This is a genomic window from Bradyrhizobium elkanii WSM2783 (assembly GCF_000472865.1).
Lineage (GTDB): Bacteria > Pseudomonadota > Alphaproteobacteria > Rhizobiales > Xanthobacteraceae > Bradyrhizobium > Bradyrhizobium elkanii_A.
In genome coordinates this window covers 1-24,745 of record NZ_AXAP01000085.1, presented here as the reverse complement: position 1 = coordinate 24,745, position 24,745 = coordinate 1, and the positions used below count along the sequence as shown (strand labels likewise).

Below are 24,745 nucleotides of genomic sequence, written 5' to 3'. Positions count from 1 at the left end.
GTAAATGAGAGTTTGAGGGCTTAACGCCATGATGCAACCAAAGAAAACGAAGTTCCGGAAGGCGCATAAGGGCCGGATCCACGGCGTTGCGACTTCGGGCGCGACGTTGTCCTTCGGCCAGTTCGGCCTGAAGGCGCTCGAGCCGGAGCGCGTCACTGCGCGCCAGATCGAGGCCGCCCGCCGCGCGCTGACCCGCCACATGAAGCGCGCCGGCCGCGTCTGGATCCGCGTGTTCCCTGATTTGCCGGTGTCGAAGAAGCCCGCCGAAGTGCGCATGGGCTCGGGCAAGGGCGCGCCGGAATTGTGGGTGGCCCGCGTCAAGCCCGGTCGTGTGCTGTTCGAGATCGACGGCGTCACCAACCAGGTCGCGCGCGAGGCGCTGACCTTGGCCGCCGCCAAGCTGCCGATCAAGACGCGCTTCGTCGCGCGCATCGCGGAGTAACCGAGATGGCCCAGATGAAAGTCGAGGATATCCGCGCGATGAGCGAGGACCAGAGGGAGGACGCGATCCTCAATCTGAAGAAGGAGCGGTTCAACCTGCGCTTCCAGCGCGCCACCGGCCAGCTCGAGAACACCTCGCGGCTGAAGGAAGCGCGCCGCGACATCGCCCGTATCAAGACCATCGCCGCGCAGCAGCGCGCGAAGAAGAAGTAAGAGGCCGGACATGCCGAAACGTACGCTGCAGGGCGTGGTCGTCAGCGACAAGCAAGCCAAGACGGTGGTGGTGCGCGTCGATCGCCGCTTCACCCATCCGATCTACAAGAAGACGATCCGCCGTTCGAAGAACTATCACGCACACGACGAGAGCGACCAGTTCAAGCCGGGCGACACGGTGTGGATCGAGGAAAGCAAGCCAATCTCGAAGTTGAAGCGCTGGATCGTGATCCGGGGCGAGCAGAAGCAAACGGCCTGACGCACATCCGGCTTCGAAGCCGGAGAATGTCGGGAAAATTTTGAGCGCGAGTGAAGCGCAGAAAGAGGACGAGGTGCATCAATGATTCAGATGCAGACCAACCTCGACGTGGCCGATAATTCAGGCGCACGCCGTGTCATGTGCATCAAGGTGCTTGGAGGCTCCAAGCGCCGCTATGCCACCGTGGGCGACATTATCGTTGTGTCGATCAAGGAAGCCATTCCGCGTGGCAAGGTGAAGAAGGGCGACGTCATGAAGGCGGTCGTGGTGCGGGTCCGCAAGGACATCCGCCGCCCCGACGGCTCCGTCATCCGCTTCGACCGCAATGCCGCCGTGCTGGTCAACAACCAGTCCGAGCCGGTCGGTACCCGTATCTTCGGGCCGGTGCCGCGCGAGCTGCGCGCCAAGAACCACATGAAGATCATCTCGCTTGCGCCGGAGGTGCTGTGATGGCTGCCAAGATCCGCAAGGGTGACAGGGTCATCGTGCTGACCGGCCGCGACAAGGGCCGCACCGGCGAAGTGTTCGAGGTGCGTCCGGCGGAAAACACCGCGCTGGTGCGCGGCGTCAACATGGTGAAGCGTCACCAGAAGCAGACCCAGAACCAGGAGGGCGGCATCATCTCCAAGGAGGCGCCGGTCCACCTCTCCAACGTCGCGTATGTCGGCAAGGACGGAAAGCCGACCCGCATCGGGTTCAAGATTCAGGCTGATGGCAAGAAGGTTCGCATTGCCAAGAGCTCGGGAGCAGAGATCGATGGCTGAGACCGCTTATGTGCCGCGCTTGCGCACGGAATACGACAGGAACATTCGCGGCCTGCTGACCGAGAAGTTCGGCTACGAGAACGCGATGCAGGTGCCGCGGCTGGACAAGGTCGTGCTCAACATGGGCGTCGGCGATTCCGTCAACGACCGCAAGAAGGCCGAGACCGCTGCCGCCGAGCTGACGCAGATCGCCGGCCAGAAGGCGATCGTGACTTATTCGCGGGTTGCCATCGCGACCTTCAAGCTGCGCGAGAACCAGCCGATCGGCTGCAAGGTCACGCTGCGCAAGGCCCGCATGTACGAGTTCATCGATCGCCTGGTCACCGTCGCGCTGCCGCGCGTGCGCGACTTCCGCGGGCTGAACCCGAAGAGCTTCGATGGCCGCGGCAACTATTCGCTCGGCATCAAGGAGCACATCATTTTCCCCGAGATCGACTTCGACAAGGTCTCGGAAGCGCGGGGCATGGACATCACCGTGTGTACCACGGCCAAGACCGACGACGAGGCTCGCGCCTTGTTGACCGCTTTCAATTTCCCGTTCCGGCAGTGAGACGCTGACGAACAGCCTCTCAAACGCGGAAACGTAAGGAGCCACGCATGGCAAAGAAGAGTGCAGTCGAGAAGAACAACCGGCGCAAGCGGATGGCCAAGAACGCCGCCGCCAGCCGCGCCCGGTTGAAGGCGATCATCGCCGACAAGACCAAGCCGATGGAAGAGCGTTTCGCGGCGACCCTGAAGCTTGCGGAAATGCCGCGCAACTCGTCGCCGACCCGGATCCGCAACCGTTGCGAGCTCACGGGCCGTCCGCGCTCGAACTATCGCAAGAACAAGCTGTCCCGCATCGCGCTGCGCGAGCTCGGCTCCAAGGGCCTGATCCCGGGCCTCGTGAAGTCGAGCTGGTAAGGAGGGTCGGAAGATGTCAACGCACGATCCGATCTCAGATCTCATCACCCGCATCCGCAACGCGCAGATGCGCTCGAAGTCCAAGGTCACGACCCCGGGCTCGAAGATGCGCCAGAACGTGCTCGAGGTGCTAAAGGCGGAAGGCTATATCCGCGGCTACGCCAGCGTCGAGCATTCGTCCGGCCGCAGCGAGCTCGAGATCGAATTGAAGTATTTCGACGGCGAGCCGGTCATCCGCGAGATCGAGCGCGTGTCGAAGCCGGGCCGCCGGGTCTACACGTCGGTGAAGAACCTGCCGCGCGTGAACAACGGTCTCGGCATCTCCGTTTTGTCGACGCCGAAGGGAATCATGGCTGACCACGAAGCGCGCGACGCGAATGTGGGCGGCGAAGTTCTCTTCACGGTGTTCTGAGGAAGGATTGAGCCATGTCACGTATTGGCAAGAGGCCTGTGGCGATCCCGTCGGGTGTGACGGCGACCGTCGACGGGCAGACGGTGAAGGTGAAGGGGCCGAAGGGCCAGCTTCAGTTCGTCGTGCATGACGACGTCGAGGTGAAGTTCGAGAACGGCCAGGTCAGGGTCGCTCCGCGTGTGAAGACCAATCGCGCGCAGGCGATGTACGGCACCGCGCGTGCCCAGGTCGCCAACCTGGTCGAAGGCGTCACCAAGGGCTTTGAGAAGAAGCTCGAGATCACCGGCGTCGGCTACCGCGCCGCGATGCAGGGCAAGAACCTGCAGCTCGCGCTCGGTTACAGCCACGACGTCGTCTACCCGATCCCGGAGGGCATCTCGATCGCGGTGCCGAAGCCGACCGAAATCACGGTCTCGGGCATCGATCCGCAGCGCGTGGGGCAGGTCGCGGCCGAGATCCGCGCCTATCGTCCGCCGGAGCCCTACAAGGGCAAGGGCGTGAAGTACGCCAACGAATTCATCTTCCGCAAGGAAGGCAAGAAGAAGTAACGGAGCCGGTCATGTCACTGAAGGTTACCAATGCCCGGCGCAAGCAACGCGTGCGCTTAGCACTGCGCCGTTCCGGGGGCGGGCGTCCGCGCCTGTCGGTGTTCCGCTCGTCCAAGCACATCTACGCCCAGGTGATCGACGATCAGAAGGGCGAGACGCTGGCGTCGGCCTCTTCGCTGGAGAAGGCGATGCGCGATGGCGGCAACACGGGTGCGAATATCGACGCAGCCAAGGCCGTCGGCAAGCTGCTTGCCGAGCGTGCCACGCAGAAGGGCGTCAAGGAAGTCGTGTTCGACCGTGGCGCCTATCTCTATCACGGGCGCGTCAAGGCGCTTGCCGATGCAGCCCGCGAAGGCGGACTGAGCTTCTGAGCAGGTTTCGAGCGGATATTAGGACTGAGGCATAAGCCTTTCTAGAGATTGGAAAACACCATGGCAGAACGCGAACGCGGCGGACGCGAACGGAGCAGGGAGCGCGAGGAGCGCGACAGCGAGTTCGTCGACAAGCTCGTGCACATCAATCGCGTGGCAAAGGTCGTGAAGGGCGGCAAGCGCTTCGGCTTTGCGGCGCTGGTCGTGATCGGCGACCAGAAGGGCCGGGTCGGTTTCGGCCACGGCAAGGCGCGCGAAGTGCCGGAAGCGATCCGCAAGGCGACCGAATCCGCCAAGCGCAACCTGACCCGCGTGGCGCTGCGCGAAGGCCGCACGCTGCATCACGACATCGCCGGCCGTCACGGCGCCGGCCGCGTCTACCTGCGTGCCGCGCCGGCCGGTACCGGCATCATCGCCGGCGGCCCGATGCGTGCGGTGTTCGAGACGCTCGGCATCCAGGACGTGGTCGCGAAGTCGATCGGTTCGTCGAATCCGTACAACATGGTCCGCGCCACCTTCGATGCGCTGAAGAACCAGGATTCGCCGCGCTCGGTCGCTGCGCGCCGCAACATCAAGGTGTCCACGCTGCAGGCCCGCCGCGTCGGTGGCGATGCCGAAGTGGTGGCTGAATAACTCGCGCTAAACCAGCGCGCTATCTGGAGTTTTAAGAGATGGCCCAGGCCGCAAAGACGATCAAGGTCGAGCAGATCGGCAGCCCGATTCGCCGCCATCATTCGCAGCGTTCGACGCTGATCGGCCTCAAGCTCAACAAGATCGGCCGGGTTGCCGAGCATCAGGACACCCCTGAGGTTCGCGGCATGATCAGCAAGGTTCAACACCTCGTCCGCGTCGTCGGCGAGGGTTAAGACAGACAAGGAGAAGGGCGATGAAGCTCAGCGAGATCGCCGACAATCCCGGTTCGCGCAAGAAGCGCATGCGCATCGGCCGCGGTATCGGTTCGGGCAAGGGCAAGACCGGCGGCCGTGGCGGCAAAGGCCAGACCGCGCGTACCGGTGTGCGCATCAAGGGCTTTGAAGGCGGCCAGATGCCGCTGCATCGCCGCCTGCCGAAGCGCGGGTTCAACAACATCTTCAGGCTCGATTTTGCGGAAGTTAATCTCGACCGCCTGCAGCAGGCGGTCGACGCCAAGCAGATCGACACTGGTGCGGTCGTGAACGCGGAAGCGCTGGTGAAGTCGGGCGTGCTGCGCCGCGCCAAGGACGGCGTGCGGCTACTCGGCCGCGGCGAGCTCACGGCCAAGCTCAACATCGAGGTGCATGGCGCCTCCAAGTCCGCGATTGCGGCGGTGGAGAAGGCCGGCGGTACGGTGAAGATCCTGGCGCCCGCCAAGAAGGAAGACGGCGAGGCGGCGTAACATCTGCGTCATTGCCTGGCTCGCGCAGGCAGGGACGGCAGAGAACGTTGGACTTATCGAAGCCGAGCACCAAATAATGTCCGGTGTCCGCCGATGATCCCACGGGGACGTCGGCGGGGGCTCCGGGAGAAAGCCGAAACATGGTCTCAGCAGCGGAACAACTCGCGTCCAACCTCAATTTCGCAGCGCTCGGCAAGGCCGAAGAGCTGAAGAAGCGCATCTGGTTCACGCTGGGTGCGCTGCTTGTTTATCGGCTCGGCACCTACATCCCGCTACCCGGCATCGACCCCAACGTGTGGGAGCAGGTGTTCCGCTCCCAGGCCGGCGGCATCCTCGGCATGTTCAACATGTTCGCCGGTGGCGGCATCCACCGCATGGCGATCTTCGCGCTGAACATCATGCCGTACATCTCGGCATCGATCATCATCCAGCTCCTGACCACCGTCTCGCCGCAGCTCGAGGCCCTGAAGAAGGAAGGCGAGGCCGGCCGCAAGATCCTGAACCAGTACACGCGCTATCTCACCGTGATCCTGGCCGCGTTCCAGTCCTACGGCATCGCGGTGGGGCTTGAGGGCGCCGGCAACGTCGTCACCGACCCCGGCATGTTCTTCCGCCTTTCGACCGCGATCACGCTGACCGGCGGCACCATGTTCCTGATGTGGCTCGGCGAGCAGATCACCTCGCGCGGCATCGGCAACGGCATTTCGCTGATCATTCTGTCCGGTATCGTCGCGGAACTGCCGTCGGCGCTGGCCAACATGCTCGAACTCGGCCGCCAGGGCGCAATGTCGACCGGGCTGATCTTGGTCGTGATCGTGATGGCGGTCGCCGTGATCGCCTTCATCGTGTTCATGGAGCGCGCGCAGCGCCGCCTCCTGATCCAGTATCCGAAGCGTCAGGTCGGCAACAAGATGTTCGAGGGCCAGTCCTCGCATCTGCCGCTCAAGCTCAATACTTCGGGCGTGATTCCGCCGATCTTCGCGTCCTCGCTGCTGCTGCTTCCGACCACGGTAGCGAACTTCAACGCCGGCTCGGGCCCGGAATGGATGCAATGGATCACCACCCAGCTCAGCCATGGCCGGCCGCTGTTCCTGATCCTCTATCTGGCGCTGATCGTGTTCTTCGCCTTCTTCTACACGGCGATCGTGTTCAACCCGACCGAGACTGCCGACAACCTGAAGAAGCATGGCGGCTTCATCCCCGGCATCCGGCCCGGCGAGCGCACCGCGGAATATATCGACTATGTGCTGTCGCGCATCACGGTGGTTGGTGCGATCTATCTTGCGATCGTATGTCTCATCCCGGAGATTCTGATTTCCTACGCCTCCGTGCCGTTCTACTTTGGCGGTACCTCGCTTCTGATCGTGGTCAGCGTGACCATGGATACGGTGGCACAGGTTCAGGGCTATCTGCTTGCCCATCAGTATGAAGGGCTGATCAGAAAGTCCAAGCTCAGGGGCCGTCGCCGCTGATAGAGCGGAACGCGGGCGGCGCAAAAGTCAAAACCAAGGGTGTGCGGATCGCGCTCACCAAGCCGGGGGGCGAATACTCATGAGATTGATCCTTTTGGGGCCGCCGGGCTCGGGCAAGGGGACCCAGGCCCAGCGGCTGGTTCAGAAGCACGGTATTGTCCAGCTCTCGACCGGCGAGATGTTGCGCGCCGCGGTTGCCGCCGGCACGCCGATCGGGCTGCAGGCCAAGGACATCATGGCCGCGGGCGGGCTGGTGCCCGACGAGATCGTGGTCGGCATCATCTCCGATCGGATCGATCAGCCCGATGCCAAAAACGGCTTCATCCTCGACGGTTTTCCGCGCACGGTTCCGCAGGCCGAGGCGCTGGATGAGCTTTTGAAGAAGAAGCGCCTCAAGCTCGATGCTGTGGTCGAGCTTCGCGTCAATGAGAGCGCGCTACTCGAGCGGGTAGAGAAGCGCGCTGCCGAGACGCGGGCGCGCGGCGAGGAAGTCCGCGCCGACGATACGCCGGAAGTGCTGACCAGGCGGCTGGCGAGCTACCGCGCCCAGACCGAACCCCTGATTCACTATTATTCCGAGCGCCGCAAGCTGCTTACCGTAGATGGCATGATGACCATCGAGCACGTTACGAGCGAGATCAACCGGATCCTGGAAGCGCTCGGCGCCACGGAACCCAAGGCTGCACGGCGTGCCGCTCCGGCGAAGCGTTCTGGGTCTGGAACCGCCCGGAAGGGAACCAAGGCGCCTGCCAAGAAGGCGGCCGCCAAGGCCAAGGGGACTGGCAAGGCCAAGGAGGGAGCCGGCAAGGGAACCAAAAAGGCCGCCACCTCGGCCCGGAAGGCCCGCAAAACGGTCTCAAAGGCCGCCAAGGCGAGGGGCGTCGGCAAGGCCAAGAAGACAGTAAGGCAGGCCGCCAAACGGCCCGCAAAAAAGCTCACGAAAAAGCGAGCTAAGCGCTAGGAGCGGTTGACGAAACCGACATGAATCCTTTAATAAGCCTCGCATCCAAGTCGGATAGTTTTATGACGATGCCGGGCCCCGAAGGAACGAGGGGAGGGCGTCGTGTTCGCGTTTGTGGACACCTGCCCGAGATAGCAGAGATCTAGGAAGCACCGATCCCAGGGGATCGGCGACAGGAGAGAAGGCCGTGGCCCGTATTGCCGGCGTGAATATCCCAACCAACAAGCGCGTGCTGATCGCGCTTCAGTACATCCATGGCATCGGCCAGAAGAACGCGGCCGACATCGTGGAGAAGGTCAAGATCCCGCTGGACCGTCGCGTCAGCCAGCTCACCGACCAGGAAGTGCTGCAGATCCGCGAAGTGATCGACCGCGACTACGTTGTGGAAGGCGACCTTCGCCGCGAGACCGGCATCAACATCAAGCGGCTGATGGACCTCGGCTGCTATCGCGGCCTGCGCCATCGCCGTGGCCTGCCGGTGCGCGGCCAGCGCACCCACACCAATGCGCGTACGCGCAAGGGGCCGGCCAAGGCGATCGCCGGCAAGAAGAAGTAAGTTTGCGAATAGCGATTGGCGTTGGCGAAGAGAATCATTCGCCACGCGCCATTCGCGTTTTGAGGTGTAGCCGCTGGCATTACGGCGGCGTTGAGATCATAGGAAAGGTTTGGAATGGGCAAGGAAGCCACCCGCGTACGCCGCCGCGAACGCAAGAACATCGCCTCCGGCATCGCGCATGTGAATTCGTCGTTCAACAACACCACGATCACCATCACCGACGCGCAGGGCAACACCATTGCCTGGTCTTCCGCGGGCACGATGGGTTTTAAAGGGTCGCGCAAGTCGACTCCGTATGCCGCACAGGTCGCGGCGGAGGACGTTTCCAAGAAGGCGCAGGAACACGGCATGCGCACGCTGGAAGTCGAAGTCGCCGGTCCCGGTTCGGGCCGCGAGTCGGCGCTCCGCGCGCTGCAGGCCGCGGGCTTCACCGTCACCTCGATCCGCGACGTGACGACGATCCCGCACAATGGTTGCCGTCCGCGCAAGCGCCGGCGCGTCTGATTGTTGGTCGCGGGGCGGCTTTGCCGTCTCGCGATTGTTTTTGGAATTGACCGCGCGGACTAATCCGCGACGCCAGTAATTTGATGTCGACTGGCCCAAATCGACTCACCAATGGGTGACACAGTGACGATCCAGAAGAATTGGCAGGAACTTATCCGACCAAACAAGCTGCAGGTGACGGCCGGCTCCGATGCCGCGCGGTTTGCGACCATTGTCGCCGAGCCGCTTGAGCGCGGCTTCGGCCAGACGCTCGGCAACGCGCTGCGCCGCATCCTGTTGTCCTCGCTGCAGGGCGCTGCCGTGCAGTCAGTGCACATCGATGGCGTGCTGCACGAGTTCTCCTCGATCGCGGGCGTCCGTGAAGACGTCACCGACATCGTCCTCAACATCAAGGACATCTCGATCAAGATGCAGGGCGAAGGCCCCAAGCGGATGGTCGTGAAGAAGCAGGGTCCGGGCGTTGTGACCGCCGGCGACATCCAGACCGTCGGCGACGTCGTGGTGCTCAATCCGGATCTCGTGCTCTGCACGCTGGATGATGGCGCCGAGATCCGCATGGAGTTCACGGTCTCGACCGGCAAGGGTTATGTGCCCGCCGAGCGCAACCGTCCCGAGGACGCGCCGATCGGCCTGATTCCGGTCGACAGCCTGTTCTCGCCGGTCCGCAAGGTCTCCTATAAGGTCGAGAACACCCGCGAGGGCCAGATCCTCGACTACGACAAGCTGACGATGACGATCGAGACCAACGGCGCGATCACGCCGGATGATGCCGTGGCCTATGCCGCGCGCATCCTGCAGGATCAGCTCAACGTGTTCGTCAATTTCGAGGAACCGCGCAAGGAAGTCGCCCAGGAGATCATCCCCGATCTCGCCTTCAACCCGGCGTTCCTCAAGAAGGTCGACGAGCTCGAACTGTCGGTGCGTTCGGCCAACTGCCTGAAGAACGACAACATCGTCTATATCGGCGACCTCGTGCAGAAGTCGGAAGCGGAAATGCTCCGCACCCCGAACTTCGGCCGCAAGTCGCTGAACGAGATCAAGGAAGTGCTGGCCCAGATGGGGCTGCATCTCGGCATGGAAGTGCCGGGCTGGCCGCCCGAGAACATCGACGAGCTCGCCAAGCGCTTCGAGGATCATTACTGATCCGGGATCATTACTGATCCGGGATCATTACTGAGTTTTCGTCGTTCCGGGGCGATGCGGGAGCATCGAACCGGAACCTCGAGATTCCGGATCGCCGCTTCGCGACGTCCGGAATGACTGGGGCGAACACAGGAAGCCCACCTGGAAACATGTCCGACGAACCGTCGTGGCAGAGAGAGTTAAGGAATAGATCATGCGTCACGGAAGGGTTCATCGGAAGCTCAATCGCACGGCCGAGCATCGGCGGGCGATGTTCGCCAACATGGCTGCGGCCCTGATCAAGCACGAGCAGATCGTCACCACGCTGCCGAAGGCGAAGGAGCTGCGCCCGATCGTCGAGAAGCTGGTCACGCTCGGCAAGAAGGGCGGGCTGGCGCTGCGCCGCCAGGCGATTTCGGAGCTGCGCGACGTCGACATGGTCAAGAAGCTGTTCGACACGCTGGCGCCCCGCTACAAGGATCGTCAAGGCGGCTACACCCGCATCATCAAGGCCGGCTTCCGCTACGGCGATAACGCCGCGATGGCCGTGATCGAGTTCGTCGACCGCGATGTCGACGCCAAGGGCAAGGATTCCGGCCCGGTGCAGGAAAAGGAAGCCGAGGCGGCGTAAGCCTTCTCCGGCCTGGTTTTCAGAAAGCGGCGCCACCGAGCGCCGCTTTTTCATTTCGGTCCGTAAGATGGGTAGAGCGCAGCGAAACCCATCATTCGCTCGGCTTGTTTGGTCGCGATGGGTTTCGCTGCGCTCTACCCATCCTACGATTCTACGATTCCGCTCGGCGACGCTTTTCATTTTTGCACGGATACGTTGGCCCGACGTCAGCCATGCTGCATCAGGCAATTGCGTCCGTATCTCGGGCTCCCGATATCTCGGTGATCGAATTTACGGAGATACAGCATGAAGATCGATCTTTCGGGAAAGACCGCGCTCGTCACGGGCTCGACTGCCGGCATTGGACTGGCCATTGCCCGCGGCCTGGCGGCAACCGGCGCGGAGGTGATCGTCAACGGCCGCAACCAGCCCAAGATCGATGCCGCCGTCGCTGCGATTCAGAAGGCGGTCGCAGGCGCCAAGGTGCGCGGCATCGCCGCCGACGTTTCCACGGCCGCGGGATGCGAAGCGTTGCTATCGGCACAGCCTGATGTCGATATCCTCATCAACAATGCCGGCATCTTCGAACCGAAGAACTTCTTCGAGATTCCAGACGAGGACTGGACCCGCTTCTTCGAGGTCAACGTGATGTCAGGCGTGCGCCTGTCCCGTGGCTATATGCAGGGCATGCTGAAGCGCAACTGGGGCCGCATCGTCTTCATCGCCTCCGAATCCGCGCTCAGCATTCCGAAGGAGATGATCCAGTACGGCATGACCAAGACCGCGCAGCTTTCGATCTCGCGCGGGCTCGCTGAGCTGACCCGCGGCACGGCGGTGACCGTCAATTCGGTGATGCCCGGGCCGACCTTATCGGAAGGCGTGGACACCTTCGTCAAGGATCTCGCCAAGCAGAATGGAGAGCCGGAGGACGAGGCGATTGCGAACTTCGTCAAGCAGCACCGCCCGACCTCGCTCCTGCAGCGCTTCGCCAGCGTCGACGAGATCGCCAACATGGTGGTCTATGTTTCGTCGAAAGAGGCCTCCGCCACCAACGGCGCCGCGCTTCGCGTCGAAGGCGGTATCATCAACACCATCTGAGGGGGCTCGCGCTCCGTTATCTGCGAGTGGTAGGGTGGGCAAAGCGCAGCGTGCCCACCGTGTAACGCCGTGCTTGGGATGGTGGGCACGCTGCGCGTTGCCCACTCTACACGCGTGCGCCTACCACCCCTCCAGCACGATCTTGCCGCGCGACTTGCCGCTTTCGAGCAGCGCATGCGCGCGCTTCAGATTGGCCGCGTTGATGGTGCCGAACGTCTCGGCGAGCGTGGTGCGCAATACGCCCTTGTCGATGAGGTCGGCAACATCGTTCAGCAGATGATGCTGTGCGATCATGTCCGGCGTCTGGAACGAGGAGCGCGTGAACATCGATTCCCAGTGCACCGAGATCGCCTTGCCCTTGAACGCACTGACATTGAATTCCGGCGGGTCGTCGATCAGGCCCTACTTGCCCTGCGGCGCCATGAAGTCGGCGATCGCCTTGTAGTGCTGGTCGGTATAGGTGAGGCTGGCGACGAGGCCGACCGGCGGCAGCTTCAATTTCTCGATCTGCTCCTTCATCGGTTTGCCATGATCGACCACCGCATGCGCGCCGAGCTCCAGGCACCATTTCTGCGACTCCGGCCGCGTCGCGGTCGCGACCACCGTCAGGCCGGTCAGCCGCCGCGCAAGCTGGATCAGGATCGAGCCGACGCCGCCGGCGCCGCCGACGATCAACAGCGTACGCGGATCGAGGCTCTTGCCGGGCACGGCGCCCAGCCGGTCAAATAGCAGTTCCCAGGCCGTGATCGAGGTCAGGGGCAGGGCGGCGGCCTGCGCGAACGACAGCGTCTTCGGTTTCGCGCCGACGATCCGCTCATCGACCAGATGGAATTCCGAATTGGTGCCCTGACGCAGGATCGAGCCCGCATAGAAGACCTCGTCCCCTCGCTTGAACAGGCTGACGTCGGGGCCGACAGCGTCGACTACGCCGGCCGCGTCGAAGCCCAGAATCTTGACCTCGCCCTCGGGCGGGGCGGCGCGTTTGCGCACCTTGTAGTCGACGGGATTGGCGGATATCGCCTTCACCGCGACCCGGATGTCGCGCCCTTTGGGCTCCGGTTTGGCGGCATCGAAATCGAACAGCGATTCTGCGTCCTCGATCGGCAGGGATTTCTTGTATCCGACGGCCTTCATTGCCTTCTCCCTTGTCTGGCTCCGATCTAACTCTCGCGCTGGCGCTCAGTTGGCAAGTACGGTAAATTCAGGGAACTAGTCCCTGTTTGGATACTATTGGAAGAAAGCCCATGAAACGGCGGAATTTTGCCCATCGGCCGGGCTGCGCGGTCGAGGCGACGCTCGACCTGATCGATGGCAAATGGAAGGGGGTCATCCTGTTCCATCTGTTGTCCGGGACCCAGCGGTTTGGCGAGTTGCGGCGGCGGATGCCCGGCATCACCCAGCGCATGCTGACCAAGCAACTCCGTGCGCTTGAAGAGGACAAGCTCATCATCCGCAAGGTTTATGCCGAGGTGCCGCCGCGGGTCGAATACACCGTGTCCGACGTCGGCGAGAGCCTGCGGCCGGTGATCGAGATCCTCAAGCAATGGGGCGAGACTCACCGGGCGCAGCTGTCCTGTGCTCCCGCGCCCGATCCCATCGAAGCGGCGCAGACCGCCGCCTGAACGCAGCAATCGCTTCTCTCGCCACTGGCTCACGCCTATATCAAGACGACCAATTCCCGGGATTCTTGCATGATGCTCATTCGCCTAGCCGCCCTGTTGTTGATGTCTGCTGTCGCCGCGACACCGGCGCTGGCGCAGGACCGCCGCGTGCCGTCTTCGCCGGCCGAGCTGAAAATGTCCTACGCGCCGATCGTGCAGCGCGTGCAGCCGGCGGTCGTCAACGTCTACGCCGCCAAGACGGTGCAGACCCGCAATCCGTTCCTGGATGACCCGATCTTCCGCCGCTTCTTCGGCGTGCCCGGCCAGCCCGAGCAGATGCAGCGCTCGCTTGGCTCCGGCGTGATGGTCGATCCCTCCGGCCTCGTCGTCACCAACAACCACGTCATCGAGGGCGCCGATCAGGTGAAGATCTCGCTCGCCGACAAGCGCGAGTTCGAGGCCGAGATCGTGCTCAAGGACAGCCGCACCGACCTCGCGGTGCTGCGCGTGAAGGACTCGAAAGAGAAATTCGCGACGCTTGATTTCGCCAATTCCGACGAACTCTTGGTCGGCGACGTCGTGCTTGCGATCGGCAATCCCTTCGGCGTCGGCCAGACCGTGACGCATGGCATCATCTCGGCGCTCGCGCGCACGCAAGTCGGCATCACCGACTATCAGTTCTTCATCCAGACCGATGCGGCCATCAATCCCGGCAATTCCGGCGGCGCGCTGGTCGACATGACCGGGCGGCTCGCCGGCATCAACACCGCGATCTTCTCGCGCTCCGGCGGTTCGCAGGGCATCGGCTTTGCGATTCCCGCGAACATGGTGCGTGTTGTGGTGGCCTCCGCCAAGAGCGGCGGCAAGGCGGTGAAGCGGCCATGGCTTGGCGCGCGGCTGCAGGCGGTGACGCCTGACATCGCCGAGACGCTAGGGCTGAAGCTGCCAAACGGCGCGCTGGTCGCGAACGTCGCGCCGAACAGCCCGGCATCGCATGCGGGGCTGAAGCCGTCGGACCTGATCGTTGCGATCGATGGCCAGACCATCGACGATCCCAACGCCTTCGACTACCGTTTTGCAACCCGTCCGCTCGGCGGCACCGCCCAGGTCGACGTGCAGCGCGGCGGCAAGACCATCAAGCTCACCGTGCCGCTGGAGACCGCACCCGATACGGGGCGCGACGAGATCGTGCTGACCGCGCGCTCGCCGTTCCAGGGCGCCAAGGTGGCAAACATCTCGCCGGCGCTTGCGGACGAGCTGCATCTCGATGCCGGGGTCGAAGGCGTGGTGGTTACCGATCTCGCCGATGACGGCACGGCCGCCAATGTCGGCTTCCAGAAGGGAGACATCATCCTTGCCGTCAACAACCAGAAGATCGCGCGCACCGGCGATCTCGAGAAGGCCTCGAAAGCGACGTCGCGGATCTGGCGCATCACCCTGGTGCGCGGCGGCCAGCAGATCAACGTGACGCTCGGCGGATGAACGCGAAGCGTCAGCGCGAACCCAGCACCAATCTCTTTGCCGCGGCAGGGATGGAGCAGGATGCGCCGCGTCCGCTCCCCGATCGGCTCCGTCCGCACCAGCTTTCCGACGTCGTCGGCCAGGATCACATCCTCGGCCCCGATGGCGCGCTGACGCGCATGCTGGAGACGCGCACGCTGGGCTCGCTGATCTTCTGGGGCCCGCCGGGCACTGGCAAGACCACGGTGGCGCGGCTTCTGGCCGACGCGACCGAACTGCATTTCGAGCAGATTTCAGCGGTGTTTTCCGGCGTCGCCGATCTGAAGAAGGCGTTCGACGCGGCGCGCGCGCGGCGCGAGACCGGCAAGGGCACGCTGTTGTTCGTCGACGAGGTCCACCGCTTCAACCGCGCCCAGCAGGATTCCTTTCTGCCCGTGATGGAAGACGGCACGGTGGTGCTGGTCGGCGCGACCACCGAGAATCCGTCCTTCGAGCTCAACGCCGCGCTCCTGTCGCGGGCACGCGTGCTGGTGTTCCATTCGCTCGATACCGAAGCGATCGAAAAGCTCTACGCCCATGCCGAAGAGGTCGAGGGCAGGAAGCTGCCGCTGGATGCGGAGGCGCGCGCCGTGCTGGTGCGGATGGCCGACGGCGATGGCCGCGCCGCGCTGACACTGGCCGAAGAGGTCTGGCGCTCTGCGCGGAAGGACGAGGTTTTCACGCCCGCCCAGTTGCAGGACATCCTGCAGCGCCGCGCGCCGATCTACGACAAATCCGCCGACGGCCATTACAACCTGATCTCGGCGCTGCATAAATCAGTGCGCGGCTCTGATCCGGACGCGGCGTTGTATTACTTCGCGCGCATGCTCGATGCCGGCGAGGATCCGCTGTTCCTGGCGCGGCGTGTGGTACGCATGGCCGTGGAGGACATCGGCCTTGCCGATCCGCAGGCGCTGGTGATCGCCAATGCCGCCAAGGACGCCTATGATTTTCTCGGCTCGCCCGAGGGCGAACTCGCGATCGCGCAGGCCGTGGTCTATGTCGCCACCGCGCCGAAATCGAATGCCGTCTACACCGCATTCGGTGCGGCGAAGCAGGTCGCGAAGGAGGGGGGCTCACTGCTTCCGCCCAAGCACATCCTGAACTCCCCGACCAAATTGATGAAGTCGGAAGGCTACGGCGCCGGCTACCAGTACGACCACGATGCGCCCGACGCCTTCTCCGGCCAGGACTACTTTCCGGAAGCCTTGGGCCGCCAGACCTTTTACGATCCGCCCGACCGCGGCTTCGAGCGCGAAATCCGCAAGCGGCTGGACTATTGGGCAAGGCTCAGGAAGGAGCGGGGCGGCACATAGACCGCCCCGACTCTCAAATCGCTAGCTCGTCTTGGCGGGCGCGCCGGCGCGCATCCAGCCGAGGATGGTTTCGAGCCTTGCGACCACATCCCGGATTTCCAGAGCCTGTTGCATCTTTTCGACGCCGACCTCCAGGAGCTGGACGACGACGTCGGCAAGCACGCCTGGCTCGCCGGCATAGCGATAGAGCGATTGCGGCGGCACCGTGTTGGTGGAGCTCCGATACGCCTCGAAGATTTCACTCGTCAACGCGAAAGCCTCTGTATCAAGTGTGCGCACCTCTTCGAGCGGCACGACCTCGGCCGCGAGGAAATCGGCCGCTGCGGGTCTGAGGACGGCGACGCGCTTGCCGCAGGAAACCCTTACCTTCTGGTTTCCATTCGGCAATTCGACACGGTTCATGATATCGGCAACGACGCCGACCGAATAAAGCGCCTCGAAATCCGGATCGTCGTCTTCGGCGCGCCGCTGGGTAATCACGACGATACGCCCGTCATTGGCGGCCGCGCTCTCGACCGCGCGCCGCGTCTTCTCGCGTCCGACGAACATCGGGGAGATCAACTGCGGGAAGAATACGATGTCCCGCATCGGCGCGACGGGGATCACGGTGCCACCGTTGAGCGATGGGGCAGGGGGGCTCTTGCTGTGCGCGGCAACCGGCTGGCTTGACTGGATGGCCGCCGACAGCACGTTCCAGTCGTGAAAGCCCAGGGTCTTGGCGACCAGTTCAAGGCTCTCGCTGTGGCTGACGGAAATCGATTTGGTCTTGAGCGCATCGCGCAGCGTCTGCGCCATGGCCTTGGCATCGCGGAAATCGCGCATGGATCGTCCTCTGCTGTAAGCGAACGAGAAATCGTCAGGTGCTTGCGTTGCTGACTCGTTCGCCGGGGCAAAGGAAGCCGGAAGCGGCTCGATACGTTCACCATACCCTGTTCGGGCGCAAGCAGCGGGTCGTATCCACCCGCAGAAAATATGCATGGCGTTCCCGACACTGTCAACGAGTATAGGCGGCTCGTTGCACGCGTCTCGTCAAACCGACGTCACTTTTGAAGGTTTTGCGCGGGATTTGCGGCGATTTCGCCGTGACGGCCAGCCGCATTTGCGCTACGCAACACTCGACCTCTGGAGCCGAAACAGCATGAGCCGCCGCGTCAAGAGACCATTGTCAAAATCGGGCGATCGTGGTGATCGCCCGAAGGGCGCGCGGCCCTTTCGCAATCGTCACGAGGGCGATCGGCCGCCGATGCACCGCGCGGGCGCAAAGCCGCCGCGCTTTGCCCAGCCGCGGCGGGAGAAATCGGCCCCGCCCGTTGCAGCAGAGCCCGCGAAAGCTGCCGCCGAGCTGCCGTTGCCGACAAAGGTCCAGACGGTCACCGTGACCGCCGACGAGAACAACATGCGCGTCGACCGGTTTCTCGAGGCGCGGTTTCCCGGGCTGTCGTTCTCCCATATCCAGCGCATCGTTCGAAAGGGCGAGCTGCGCGTCAACGGCAAGCGCGCCGACAGCAAGGATCGGTTGGAGGAGGGACAGAGCGTACGCATTCCGCCGTTGAAGCTCGATGCCCCGAAGGTGGTTGGTCAGCTCTCCGAGGCCGCGACGAAGACACTTGCCGCGCTGAAGGAGATGACGCTGTTCGAGGACGCCGACGTGCTGGTCCTGAACAAGCCCGCCGGGCTTGCCGTGCAGGGCGGCTCCGGCACCACGCGCCATATCGACCAGATGCTGGAAGTGATGCGCGACGCCAAGGGCCAGAAGCCGCGCCTGGTGCACCGGATCGACAAGGAGACCTCGGGCTGTCTCCTGGTTGCGAAAACGCGCTTTGCCGCGACGCATCTCACTGGCGCGTTTCGTTCGCGCTCGGCGCGCAAGATCTATTGGGCGCTGGTTGCCGGCGTGCCGAAGCCGAAGCAGGGGCGCATCTCGACCTATCTTGCGAAAGAGGAGGGCGAGGACGACACGATCATGCGGATCGCCGCCCATGGCGACGAGGGCGCAAGCCACGCCGTGACCTATTACGCGGTGGTCGAAACCGCGGCGCAGAAGTTGGGGTGGGTATCGCTGAAGCCGGTCACGGGACGCACCCACCAGTTGCGCGCGCATATGGCGCATATTGGTCACGCCATCGTGGGCGATCCCAAATATTTCAATCGTGAGAATTGGGAACTTCCGGGCGGGTTGCAGAACAGGCTGCATCTGCTTGCGCGCCGCATCGTGATTCCGCATCCGCGCGGCGGCGTCATCGACGTTAGCGCGCCTTTGCCTCCGCACATGCAGCAATCCTGGAACCTGCTGGGGCTTGACACCAGCCGGTTCGACCCGATCGAGAACGCGCCTGAAGAATAATTTATTTGCGGTTTCGCCGGGGCGTTCCAACATATGCGGTATGAAGCATTCTGCGCTCTTGCTCGTGCTTGCCTTGCTGCTCGCAGCGCCCCCTGCGTCAGCACAGTTCATTGCGCCTGGCAGTAACCCGAACCTGCTTCCGCCGCCTCCCTCGCCGCCGCCGCCCCCAAAGATTGTGGCGCCGACGACGCCGATGATGCGCGGCGAACCAGAAGCTCAGTTGCAGCCACTGCCAAGTCCCCGCGCGTCGACCCGCAGATCATTCAGCGACCGTGTCAGAGGCTGCCTCGACGAGGGCGCGGCTGCTGGCCTGGATCCTGCCGATCGCGCCGCCTATTCGCGCAGTTGCGCCGCCCGTGACTGACTGCTGATCTGGCCAGCTTTATTTGCCGCGGCGCCTGCCTTATCCTGCTAGCAGACGAAGCCCAACGGAAGCTTGCATGCGCGAAATGTTCGATGAAGAGGCGGGACAATCCCCGCTGGATCCGCAGGAGGCAGCACGCCGCAACGTGCGCGCGCCGCAGCGCAAGCGCTTCTATAAAGGCGCCGATGTCGCAGAAGACGAGGGCGGCTTTGCCGTGACGCTCGACGGCCGGCCGATCCGTACGCCATCGGGAAAGAAGGTGACGGTGCCCGCGCGCGCAATCGCGGACGCCGTCGCTGCCGAGTGGAACGCGCAAGGAGAGACGATCGATCCGCTGACCATGCCGCTGACGCGCTTTGCCAACAGCGTCATCGAAGGCGTGGTCGATCGCGTCGACGTGGTCGCGGACGATGTCGCGAAATATCTCGGCTCGGATCTGTTGTTCTATCGCGCCGGCCATCCGGAGGCGCTGGTCGCCCGCGAGGCCGAGCATTGGGACCCGATCGTGTTCTGGGCCGCGGATACGCTCGGCGCGCATTTCATCCTCGCGGAGGGGATCGTGCACGTCGCCCAGCCGGAAAGCGCGATCAAAGCCGCGCGCGAGGCGTTTCCGAGCGATCCATGGTCGGTGGCGGCGTTGCATGTGGTGACGACGCTCACCGGATCTGCATTGCTTGCGCTGGCGTTGACCCACGGTTTTCGCGACGCCGCCCAGATCTGGACCGCTGCGCATGTCGACGAGGACTGGAACGTCGAGCAATGGGGCGTGGACGAGGAGGTCGCCGCGCGCCGCGCCGCACGGCTGGTCGATTTCAATGCGGCCGCCAGCATCCTGAAGACGCTGAACTGAGTTCCTTTACCGCAGCCTCCACCTGCTAAGTTAACGGGAGGTTTACGGCGCGGAGCTAGCCTTTAGCTCTCAAGCCGAGACCTCCCACATGGCGCTGACCATCAATCCCGTGCTGCCGGTGCTTTCCGCCAAGGAGGTGGGCAGCGTCGCGCCCGATCTCGTTCTGCAGCCGGGAAGCGTGATCAATGCGCAGGTGCTGAAGGTGCTCTCCGCCGACCTGGTGCGGATCGCGATCTCGAGCCTGTCGATCGACGTGCTCTCGGAAGTTCCCTTGAAGGAAGGTCAGGCGCTGCAGCTCGCAGTGTCCCAGACCAAAGACGGGATCCGTCTTGCGATGCTCGGGCAGGGCGATGCCGCCGCCGACGACGCGGTGACGCTATCGCCCAACGCGCAGCTCGCCGCCGCCAATCCCTCGACCACGACCCAGTCCAGGAACGTGCTCACGCCGGTAGAGCGCGCGGCCGTCGCCAACGCTACGCAAAATGCAGCGACGGTGCAGCAGAGCCTGGCGCCGCTGTTTGCCAATCTCGGCGCGCTGGCCGCCGCTGGCAACCTTCCGCCGAGGCTGCAGCAGGCGATTGCGCAAGTGCTGACGCAGCAGACCCGTCTCGACCAGAACCTTGACGGTGGCGATATCAAGACGGCGTTCGAGCGCTCTGGCCTGTTCTTCGAGGCGTCGCTGGCCGCCGGCACCGCATCGTCGGCCGCGGGCGCCCCCGATCTGAAGGCCGCGCTGATCGTGCTGCGGCAGACCCTACAGTCGTCGCTCGGCACGGCGAATCCGGCGCCATCGGCCGCCACCGCCCAGGGACAGGCCGCGGCCCATCCCGTACTCACCCAAAATCTCGTGCCACCCGATATCGAGGTCGAGGAAATCCTGCTGCCGCAGGCGCGCCTTCCGGTCGCTGACGACCTGGTGATGCCGGGCAGCCTCGGCCGAGGCCCATCGAATGCGGGCCCCTCCGCCGGTGCGACGCTGAATCTGCTGCAGGAACTCGGCAATTCCGCGCGTCTCACTGACATCGCGACCGATGTCACCGTTCACACCAACACGCCGCCACCGCCGTTCCGAGGCGCGCTGCCGACCGCCCAGCCCGTCGCCTCGCCATCCGTGGCGCCGGATATGCCGCTCGCCGCCGTCGCTCATCATCTGCTTGGCGCCACTGATGCCGCGTTGGCGCGGCAGACGCTGCTGCAGGTGGCGTCCCTGCCGGACCGCATCGATCCCGCGAACCCACAGATCGATACCTCGTCGCCGCGCTGGCAGTTCGAAATCCCGTTCGCGACGCCACAGGGCACGGCGATGGCCCAGTTCGAGATTTCCCGCGACGGCGGCGCCGGTGTTGAGGCCGAGGCCGCAAGGCGCATCTGGCGGGCGCGTTTCTCGCTCGATGTCGAACCGGCGGGCCCGATCCACGCGCTGATCTCGCTCATCGGCGACAAGACTTCGGTGCGGATGTGGGCGGAACGCCCGGCGACCGCCGCGCAGCTTCGCGCCGGCGCCCCGCAGTTGAGCCAGGCGCTGAGCCGGGCCGAGCTTCTGCCCGGTGACATCGTGATCCAGGACGGCGCCCCGCCGCAGGCAGCACCGGCTCGCGCCGGCCATTTCCTGGACCGCGCGCTATGATCGTCGAGACCAAGAGCCAGCTCGCGGTCGCCCTGCATTACGACCACGGCGGTGCGCCGACGGTGGTTGCCAAGGGCAGGGGCGCGATTGGCGCCAAGATCATCGAGCTTGCGAAAGCACACGACATCCCGATCGAGGAGAACGAGGTCCTGGCGGGCGCACTTTCCAATGTCGAGCTCGGCGACGAGATCCCCCTCGAGCTCTACAAGGCGGTAGCTGAAGTGCTGGTGTTCGTGCTGCGCCTCTCGGGCCGCGCCCGGTAAGGTTCTTGCCATCGTTTCATCACGATGGCATCCATCATGGCCTGCTCCTCAAGCCATCAGGTTCTGCCGTGATCAATCGCCGCCAAGCGCTCGGTCTTCTCACCGCCGCGTCCGTTTTTCCGACGCGCAGCCTCGCCAACGTGTCCTACCAGCGCAACGAGTTTCGCGACAGCCTGGCGCGGCGTTTCTTCGAGCTCGGCACCGAGGGCACCTTCGTCGCCTACAAGGTCGACGACTACCTGATCATCGCCAGCGACAAGCGGAGGTCAAGCGAGGGTAAACTGCCGGCCTCGACCTTCAAGATCCCGAACTCGATCATCGCGCTGGACACCGGCGTGGTCGAGGATCCCGACAAGGACGTGTTCAAGTGGGATGGCGTGACGCGCAGCATCGAGGCGTGGAACAAGGACCATACGCTGCGCTCGGCGATCGCCGTTTCCGCCGTGCCGGTCTATCAGGAGATCGCGCGGCGCATCGGCGAAGAGCGGATGAAGAAATATGTCGATCTGCTCGAATACGGCAACCAAGACATCGGCGGCGGCATCGACCAGTTCTGGCTGACCGGAAACCTGCGCATCGATCCGGTGCAGCAGATCGATTTCGTGGACCGGCTGCGGCGCGGCACGTTGCCGGTCTCCAAGCGCGCCCAGGAATTGACGCGCGACATCCTGCCGGTGACGAAGGTGGGAGATGCCACCATCCGCGCCAAGAGCGGCCTCGTCGGCGCCGAGGTCGGCAAGCCTTCGCTCGGCTGGCTGGTCGGCTGGGTCGAGAAGGGGTCCTCCGTCACCGTGTTCGCGATGAACATGGACTGCAAGAACGAGAGCCACATCGCCGCCCGCATGACGGTGACGCAGCAATGCCTCGCCGACATCGTAGCGTATTGATGGGCTGATGCGCGCCCGCACCGGCTGGTGCGCAAATCAACGCCAGACTAACATCTCCGTACAATGAAAAAATCGTACGGAGGAAACCATGCATTCTGCTTCAGTCTGGCTCTCGTCGCTCACACTTGCCGCCGCCGGCGGCTGGTTCGCGGCCACGATGTTTGCCGCGCCGGCGACCAGCAAGGAGCCGCGCTTTCCGCAGCTCACCATGGACCAGCTCGACGAAAAGCAGCGACCGCTCGGCGAGCAGATCATGAAGGTCTCGAGCGTCGGCATCGGCGGCCCCTACAACCCGATGATCCGCAGCCCTGTGCTCGGCCAGCGGCTGTTCGACCTGTTCTATTATTTGCGCTGGCAGACCTCGGTCCCGACCAAGCTGAATGAATTTGCAATCCTGATCATCGGCCGGCAATGGCGCTCGCAGGTCGAATGGTTCGCGCATGCACCGCTCGCGGCCAAGGCAGGCCTGTCGGGCGACATCATTGCCGAGCTGAAAGCCAACAAGCGGCCGTCGCACATGGCCGAGGATGAGGCCGCGGTCTATGACTTCGTCACTGAGCTCACCACCACCAAGAAGGTATCAGACGAAACCTATGCGCGGACGAAGAAGGTGTTCAACGATCAGCAGATCGTGGATTTGACCGCGGTCGCCGGCAACTATGTCATGGTCGCGATGATGCTTGCCATGGCGGAGGAGACCGTGCCGCCCGGCAAGGAGGAGCCGTTCAAGGCAGGGGAGTGATGGAGCGGCGGCGAACGAAGGCGGTGAACGGCCGGGATTGTCCCGGCCGTCGGATGATCAAGTCTAAGGCGACTTCGCCCTTCCGATCCGTCCCATGTGAGTGAAGCCGAATCCCGCCTGATATTTCAGTCCGTAGCCGAGCGCGCGGTCGATGCCGATATGGGCGAGCCAGATCATTGCGATCGAGAGCACCAGCGGCTCGGCGGTCGCAAAGCCAACGGTCATCAGGGCCACGGGCGCCATGTAGCTGTGGGCGGCATTGTAGATGACCGCGCCCTCCTTGGGGCCGAATGCATAGCCGGCGAAGCTCAAATCGGGTGCCAGGAACAGGATCGCGTAGACCCACCACGAGCCGCCCCAGACCCCGTACAGCACCGTCATGCCCACAAACAGCGTCAGGCCTTCCAGCCTGAGCAATAGGCGGACGCCGCCCGTGACCGAGCCGGCCTCAGCTGCCGTGTTATCCATGGTCTTTCTCCCCCAATTTGCGCTGATCAGATACCGCCGGTGCCCGGGATTCGGGGCAAGAAGGTGGTTTCCGGTTCAGAAAATGCCGTGTTAGAACCCCGCGCGGGTTCCAGCACCCAATCACTAGCTAATGCGGGCGGAAGCAAATGAAAGATATCCTCGACACCCTCGAAGAGCGGCGCGCCGGCGCCAAGTTGGGCGGCGGCGTCAAGCGCATCGAGGCGCAGCATGCCCGCGGCAAGCTGACGGCGCGGGAGCGCATCGAGCTGCTGCTCGACAAGGGATCGTTCGAGGAATTCGACATGTTCGTCGAGCACCGCTCGACCGAATTCGGCATGGAGAAGACCAGGGTTCCCGGCGACGGTGTCGTCACCGGTTGGGGCACCGTCAACGGCCGCAAGACCTTCGTCTTCGCCAAGGATTTCACGGTGTTCGGCGGCTCGCTGTCCGAGACCCATGCGCTGAAGATCACGAAACTCCAGGACATGGCGATGAAGGCGCGGGCGCCGATCATCGGCCTCTATGACGCCGGCGGCGCCCGCATCCAGGAGGGCGTCGCCGCGCTCGCCGGCTATTCCTACGTGTTCCGCCGCAACGTCATCGCCTCCGGCGTGATCCCGCAGATCTCCGTCATCATGGGCCCCTGCGCCGGCGGCGACGTCTACTCGCCGGCGATGACCGATTTCATCTTCATGGTGAAGAACACCAGCTACATGTTCGTGACCGGTCCTGACGTGGTGAAGACCGTGACCAACGAGGTGGTCACCGCCGAGGAGCTCGGCGGCGCCTCGGTGCACGCGACGCGCTCCTCGATCGCCGACGGCGCGTTCGAGAACGACGTCGACGCGCTGTTGCAGATGCGCCGGCTGATCGACTTCCTGCCCTCGAACAACACCGACGGCGTGCCGGAGTGGCCGAGCTTCGACGACATCGGCCGGGTCGACATGTCCCTGGACACCCTGATCCCCGACAATCCGAACAAGCCCTACGACATGAAGGAATTGATCCTGAAGGTCGTGGACGAGGGCGACTTCTTCGAGATCTCCGAGACCTTCGCCAAGAACATCGTCACCGGTTTCGGCCGCATCGCCGGCCGCACCGTGGGCTTTGTCGCCAACCAGCCGATGGTGCTCGCCGGTGTGCTCGACAGCGATGCGTCACGCAAGGCCGCGCG

The 24,745-nt window shown here is 63.9% G+C and carries 32 protein-coding genes and 1 pseudogene; 30 read left to right on the top strand and 3 right to left on the bottom strand.

All coding sequences use genetic code 11. The annotated features are described in order from the left end of the window. Positions 1-28: 28 nt before the first annotated feature. The 20 genes from rplP (at position 29) to YY7_RS0140435 (ending at position 11,609) form a co-directional block, all read left to right on the top strand. Complete coding sequence (rplP, locus tag YY7_RS0140530) at positions 29-442, top strand: 50S ribosomal protein L16 (protein ID WP_028168157.1); 414 nt, start codon at positions 29-31, stop codon at positions 440-442. 5 nt (positions 443-447) lie between these two features. Further along, positions 448-654: a 50S ribosomal protein L29 gene (rpmC, locus tag YY7_RS0140525; protein ID WP_028168156.1), complete on the top strand. Its 207-nt coding sequence runs from the start codon at positions 448-450 to the stop codon at positions 652-654. Between the two features lie 10 nt (positions 655-664). Further along, entirely contained in the window at positions 665-913 is a 249-nt protein-coding gene (gene rpsQ, locus YY7_RS0140520) for a 30S ribosomal protein S17 (protein ID WP_027583261.1), read from the top strand. A gap of 81 nt (positions 914-994) precedes the next feature. Further along, positions 995-1,363, top strand: coding sequence for a 50S ribosomal protein L14 (rplN, locus tag YY7_RS0140515; RefSeq protein WP_028168155.1), 369 nt, complete (start codon positions 995-997; stop codon positions 1,361-1,363). Beyond that, entirely contained in the window at positions 1,363-1,677 is a 315-nt protein-coding gene (rplX, locus tag YY7_RS0140510) for a 50S ribosomal protein L24 (RefSeq protein WP_028168154.1), read from the top strand. The genes rplN and rplX overlap by 1 nt, the downstream gene beginning before the upstream one ends. Then, positions 1,670-2,227: a 50S ribosomal protein L5 gene (gene rplE / locus YY7_RS0140505; protein WP_028168153.1), complete on the top strand. Its 558-nt coding sequence runs from the start codon at positions 1,670-1,672 to the stop codon at positions 2,225-2,227. Before rplX ends, rplE begins: the two co-directional genes overlap by 8 nt. A 47-nt stretch (positions 2,228-2,274) precedes the next feature. Beyond that, entirely contained in the window at positions 2,275-2,580 is a 306-nt protein-coding gene (gene rpsN / locus YY7_RS0140500; protein ID WP_028168152.1) for a 30S ribosomal protein S14, read from the top strand. Between the two features lie 13 nt (positions 2,581-2,593). Continuing rightward, positions 2,594-2,992 (top strand): 30S ribosomal protein S8, encoded by a 399-nt coding sequence (gene rpsH / locus YY7_RS0140495; protein ID WP_028168151.1) that lies wholly within the window; start codon positions 2,594-2,596, stop codon positions 2,990-2,992. Positions 2,993-3,006: 14 nt separating this feature from the next. Further along, positions 3,007-3,540 carry a 50S ribosomal protein L6 gene (rplF, locus tag YY7_RS0140490; RefSeq protein ID WP_028168150.1) on the top strand — a complete coding sequence of 178 codons (534 nt, stop codon included), beginning with the start codon at positions 3,007-3,009 and terminating at the stop codon, positions 3,538-3,540. An 11-nt stretch (positions 3,541-3,551) separates the two neighbouring features. Further along, complete coding sequence (rplR, locus tag YY7_RS0140485) at positions 3,552-3,911, top strand: 50S ribosomal protein L18 (protein ID WP_028168149.1); 360 nt, start codon at positions 3,552-3,554, stop codon at positions 3,909-3,911. A gap of 60 nt (positions 3,912-3,971) precedes the next feature. Next, a complete protein-coding gene (gene rpsE / locus YY7_RS0140480; RefSeq protein ID WP_027583269.1) occupies positions 3,972-4,544 on the top strand; it encodes a 30S ribosomal protein S5 in 573 nt (190 codons plus the stop codon). A gap of 38 nt (positions 4,545-4,582) precedes the next feature. Beyond that, positions 4,583-4,777, top strand: coding sequence for a 50S ribosomal protein L30 (gene rpmD / locus YY7_RS0140475; RefSeq protein ID WP_028168147.1), 195 nt, complete (start codon positions 4,583-4,585; stop codon positions 4,775-4,777). A 20-nt stretch (positions 4,778-4,797) separates the two neighbouring features. Next, positions 4,798-5,286 carry a 50S ribosomal protein L15 gene (gene rplO, locus YY7_RS0140470; protein WP_028168146.1) on the top strand — a complete coding sequence of 163 codons (489 nt, stop codon included), beginning with the start codon at positions 4,798-4,800 and terminating at the stop codon, positions 5,284-5,286. 140 nt (positions 5,287-5,426) lie between these two features. Then, complete coding sequence (gene secY, locus YY7_RS0140465) at positions 5,427-6,758, top strand: preprotein translocase subunit SecY (RefSeq protein ID WP_028168145.1); 1,332 nt, start codon at positions 5,427-5,429, stop codon at positions 6,756-6,758. Positions 6,759-6,837: 79 nt separating this feature from the next. After that, positions 6,838-7,719 (top strand): adenylate kinase, encoded by an 882-nt coding sequence (locus YY7_RS0140460; RefSeq protein ID WP_028168144.1) that lies wholly within the window; start codon positions 6,838-6,840, stop codon positions 7,717-7,719. 187 nt (positions 7,720-7,906) lie between these two features. Continuing rightward, positions 7,907-8,275 (top strand): 30S ribosomal protein S13, encoded by a 369-nt coding sequence (rpsM, locus tag YY7_RS0140455; RefSeq protein WP_028168143.1) that lies wholly within the window; start codon positions 7,907-7,909, stop codon positions 8,273-8,275. A gap of 114 nt (positions 8,276-8,389) precedes the next feature. After that, entirely contained in the window at positions 8,390-8,779 is a 390-nt protein-coding gene (gene rpsK, locus YY7_RS0140450; RefSeq protein ID WP_006021048.1) for a 30S ribosomal protein S11, read from the top strand. Positions 8,780-8,890: 111 nt separating this feature from the next. After that, positions 8,891-9,922, top strand: coding sequence for a DNA-directed RNA polymerase subunit alpha (locus tag YY7_RS0140445; protein ID WP_035692244.1), 1,032 nt, complete (start codon positions 8,891-8,893; stop codon positions 9,920-9,922). 193 nt (positions 9,923-10,115) lie between these two features. Then, complete coding sequence (gene rplQ / locus YY7_RS0140440; protein WP_028168141.1) at positions 10,116-10,532, top strand: 50S ribosomal protein L17; 417 nt, start codon at positions 10,116-10,118, stop codon at positions 10,530-10,532. 285 nt (positions 10,533-10,817) lie between these two features. Further along, a complete protein-coding gene (locus tag YY7_RS0140435) occupies positions 10,818-11,609 on the top strand; it encodes an SDR family NAD(P)-dependent oxidoreductase (protein ID WP_028168140.1) in 792 nt (263 codons plus the stop codon). A 120-nt stretch (positions 11,610-11,729) separates the two neighbouring features. Here the strand turns inward: YY7_RS0140435 and YY7_RS54440 are convergent. After that, positions 11,730-12,743, bottom strand: a pseudogene (locus tag YY7_RS54440) (zinc-binding alcohol dehydrogenase family protein). A gap of 110 nt (positions 12,744-12,853) precedes the next feature. Here YY7_RS54440 and YY7_RS0140425 point away from each other — a divergent pair. The 3 genes from YY7_RS0140425 to YY7_RS0140415 all read left to right on the top strand — a co-directional run bounded on the left by YY7_RS0140425 (position 12,854) and on the right by YY7_RS0140415 (position 16,026). Next, positions 12,854-13,231, top strand: a complete 378-nt coding sequence (locus YY7_RS0140425; protein ID WP_028168139.1) for a winged helix-turn-helix transcriptional regulator — start codon at positions 12,854-12,856, stop codon at positions 13,229-13,231. Positions 13,232-13,300: 69 nt separating this feature from the next. Beyond that, complete coding sequence (locus YY7_RS0140420; protein ID WP_028168138.1) at positions 13,301-14,692, top strand: DegQ family serine endoprotease; 1,392 nt, start codon at positions 13,301-13,303, stop codon at positions 14,690-14,692. Beyond that, the gene (locus tag YY7_RS0140415; protein ID WP_028168137.1) at positions 14,689-16,026 is read left to right on the top strand and encodes a replication-associated recombination protein A; all 1,338 of its coding nucleotides are present in this window, start codon (positions 14,689-14,691) and stop codon (positions 16,024-16,026) included. The genes YY7_RS0140420 and YY7_RS0140415 overlap by 4 nt, the downstream gene beginning before the upstream one ends. Positions 16,027-16,047: 21 nt before the next feature. On the opposite strand, the gene YY7_RS0140410 is transcribed toward YY7_RS0140415, so the two are convergent. Then, positions 16,048-16,848 (bottom strand): LON peptidase substrate-binding domain-containing protein, encoded by an 801-nt coding sequence (locus YY7_RS0140410; protein WP_028168136.1) that lies wholly within the window; start codon positions 16,846-16,848, stop codon positions 16,048-16,050. A gap of 316 nt (positions 16,849-17,164) precedes the next feature. Here YY7_RS0140410 and YY7_RS0140405 point away from each other — a divergent pair, with 316 nt between their 5' ends. The 6 genes from YY7_RS0140405 (at position 17,165) to YY7_RS0140375 (ending at position 23,103) form a co-directional block, all read left to right on the top strand. After that, positions 17,165-18,370 carry an RluA family pseudouridine synthase gene (locus YY7_RS0140405; RefSeq protein ID WP_028168135.1) on the top strand — a complete coding sequence of 402 codons (1,206 nt, stop codon included), beginning with the start codon at positions 17,165-17,167 and terminating at the stop codon, positions 18,368-18,370. Between the two features lie 440 nt (positions 18,371-18,810). Next, a complete protein-coding gene (locus tag YY7_RS0140395) occupies positions 18,811-19,584 on the top strand; it encodes an ATP12 family chaperone protein (protein ID WP_028168133.1) in 774 nt (257 codons plus the stop codon). A gap of 88 nt (positions 19,585-19,672) precedes the next feature. Continuing rightward, entirely contained in the window at positions 19,673-21,211 is a 1,539-nt protein-coding gene (locus YY7_RS0140390; protein WP_028168132.1) for a flagellar hook-length control protein FliK, read from the top strand. Further along, on the top strand, positions 21,208-21,474 hold the full coding sequence (locus YY7_RS0140385; protein ID WP_028168131.1) for an EscU/YscU/HrcU family type III secretion system export apparatus switch protein: 267 nt from the start codon (positions 21,208-21,210) through the stop codon (positions 21,472-21,474). The genes YY7_RS0140390 and YY7_RS0140385 overlap by 4 nt, the downstream gene beginning before the upstream one ends. Positions 21,475-21,542: 68 nt before the next feature. Beyond that, positions 21,543-22,361 carry a class D beta-lactamase gene (gene blaOXA, locus YY7_RS0140380; RefSeq protein ID WP_028168130.1) on the top strand — a complete coding sequence of 273 codons (819 nt, stop codon included), beginning with the start codon at positions 21,543-21,545 and terminating at the stop codon, positions 22,359-22,361. A gap of 88 nt (positions 22,362-22,449) precedes the next feature. Next, complete coding sequence (locus tag YY7_RS0140375; RefSeq protein ID WP_028168129.1) at positions 22,450-23,103, top strand: carboxymuconolactone decarboxylase family protein; 654 nt, start codon at positions 22,450-22,452, stop codon at positions 23,101-23,103. A 63-nt stretch (positions 23,104-23,166) separates the two neighbouring features. Here YY7_RS0140375 and YY7_RS0140370 read toward each other — a convergent pair whose 3' ends face one another. Further along, positions 23,167-23,571, bottom strand: coding sequence for a DUF4260 domain-containing protein (locus YY7_RS0140370; RefSeq protein WP_028168128.1), 405 nt, complete (start codon positions 23,569-23,571; stop codon positions 23,167-23,169). Positions 23,572-23,717: 146 nt separating this feature from the next. Here YY7_RS0140370 and YY7_RS0140365 point away from each other — a divergent pair. Then, positions 23,718-24,745: acyl-CoA carboxylase subunit beta (locus YY7_RS0140365; RefSeq protein ID WP_028168127.1), on the top strand; the 1,028-nt coding region annotated here is incomplete at its 3' end.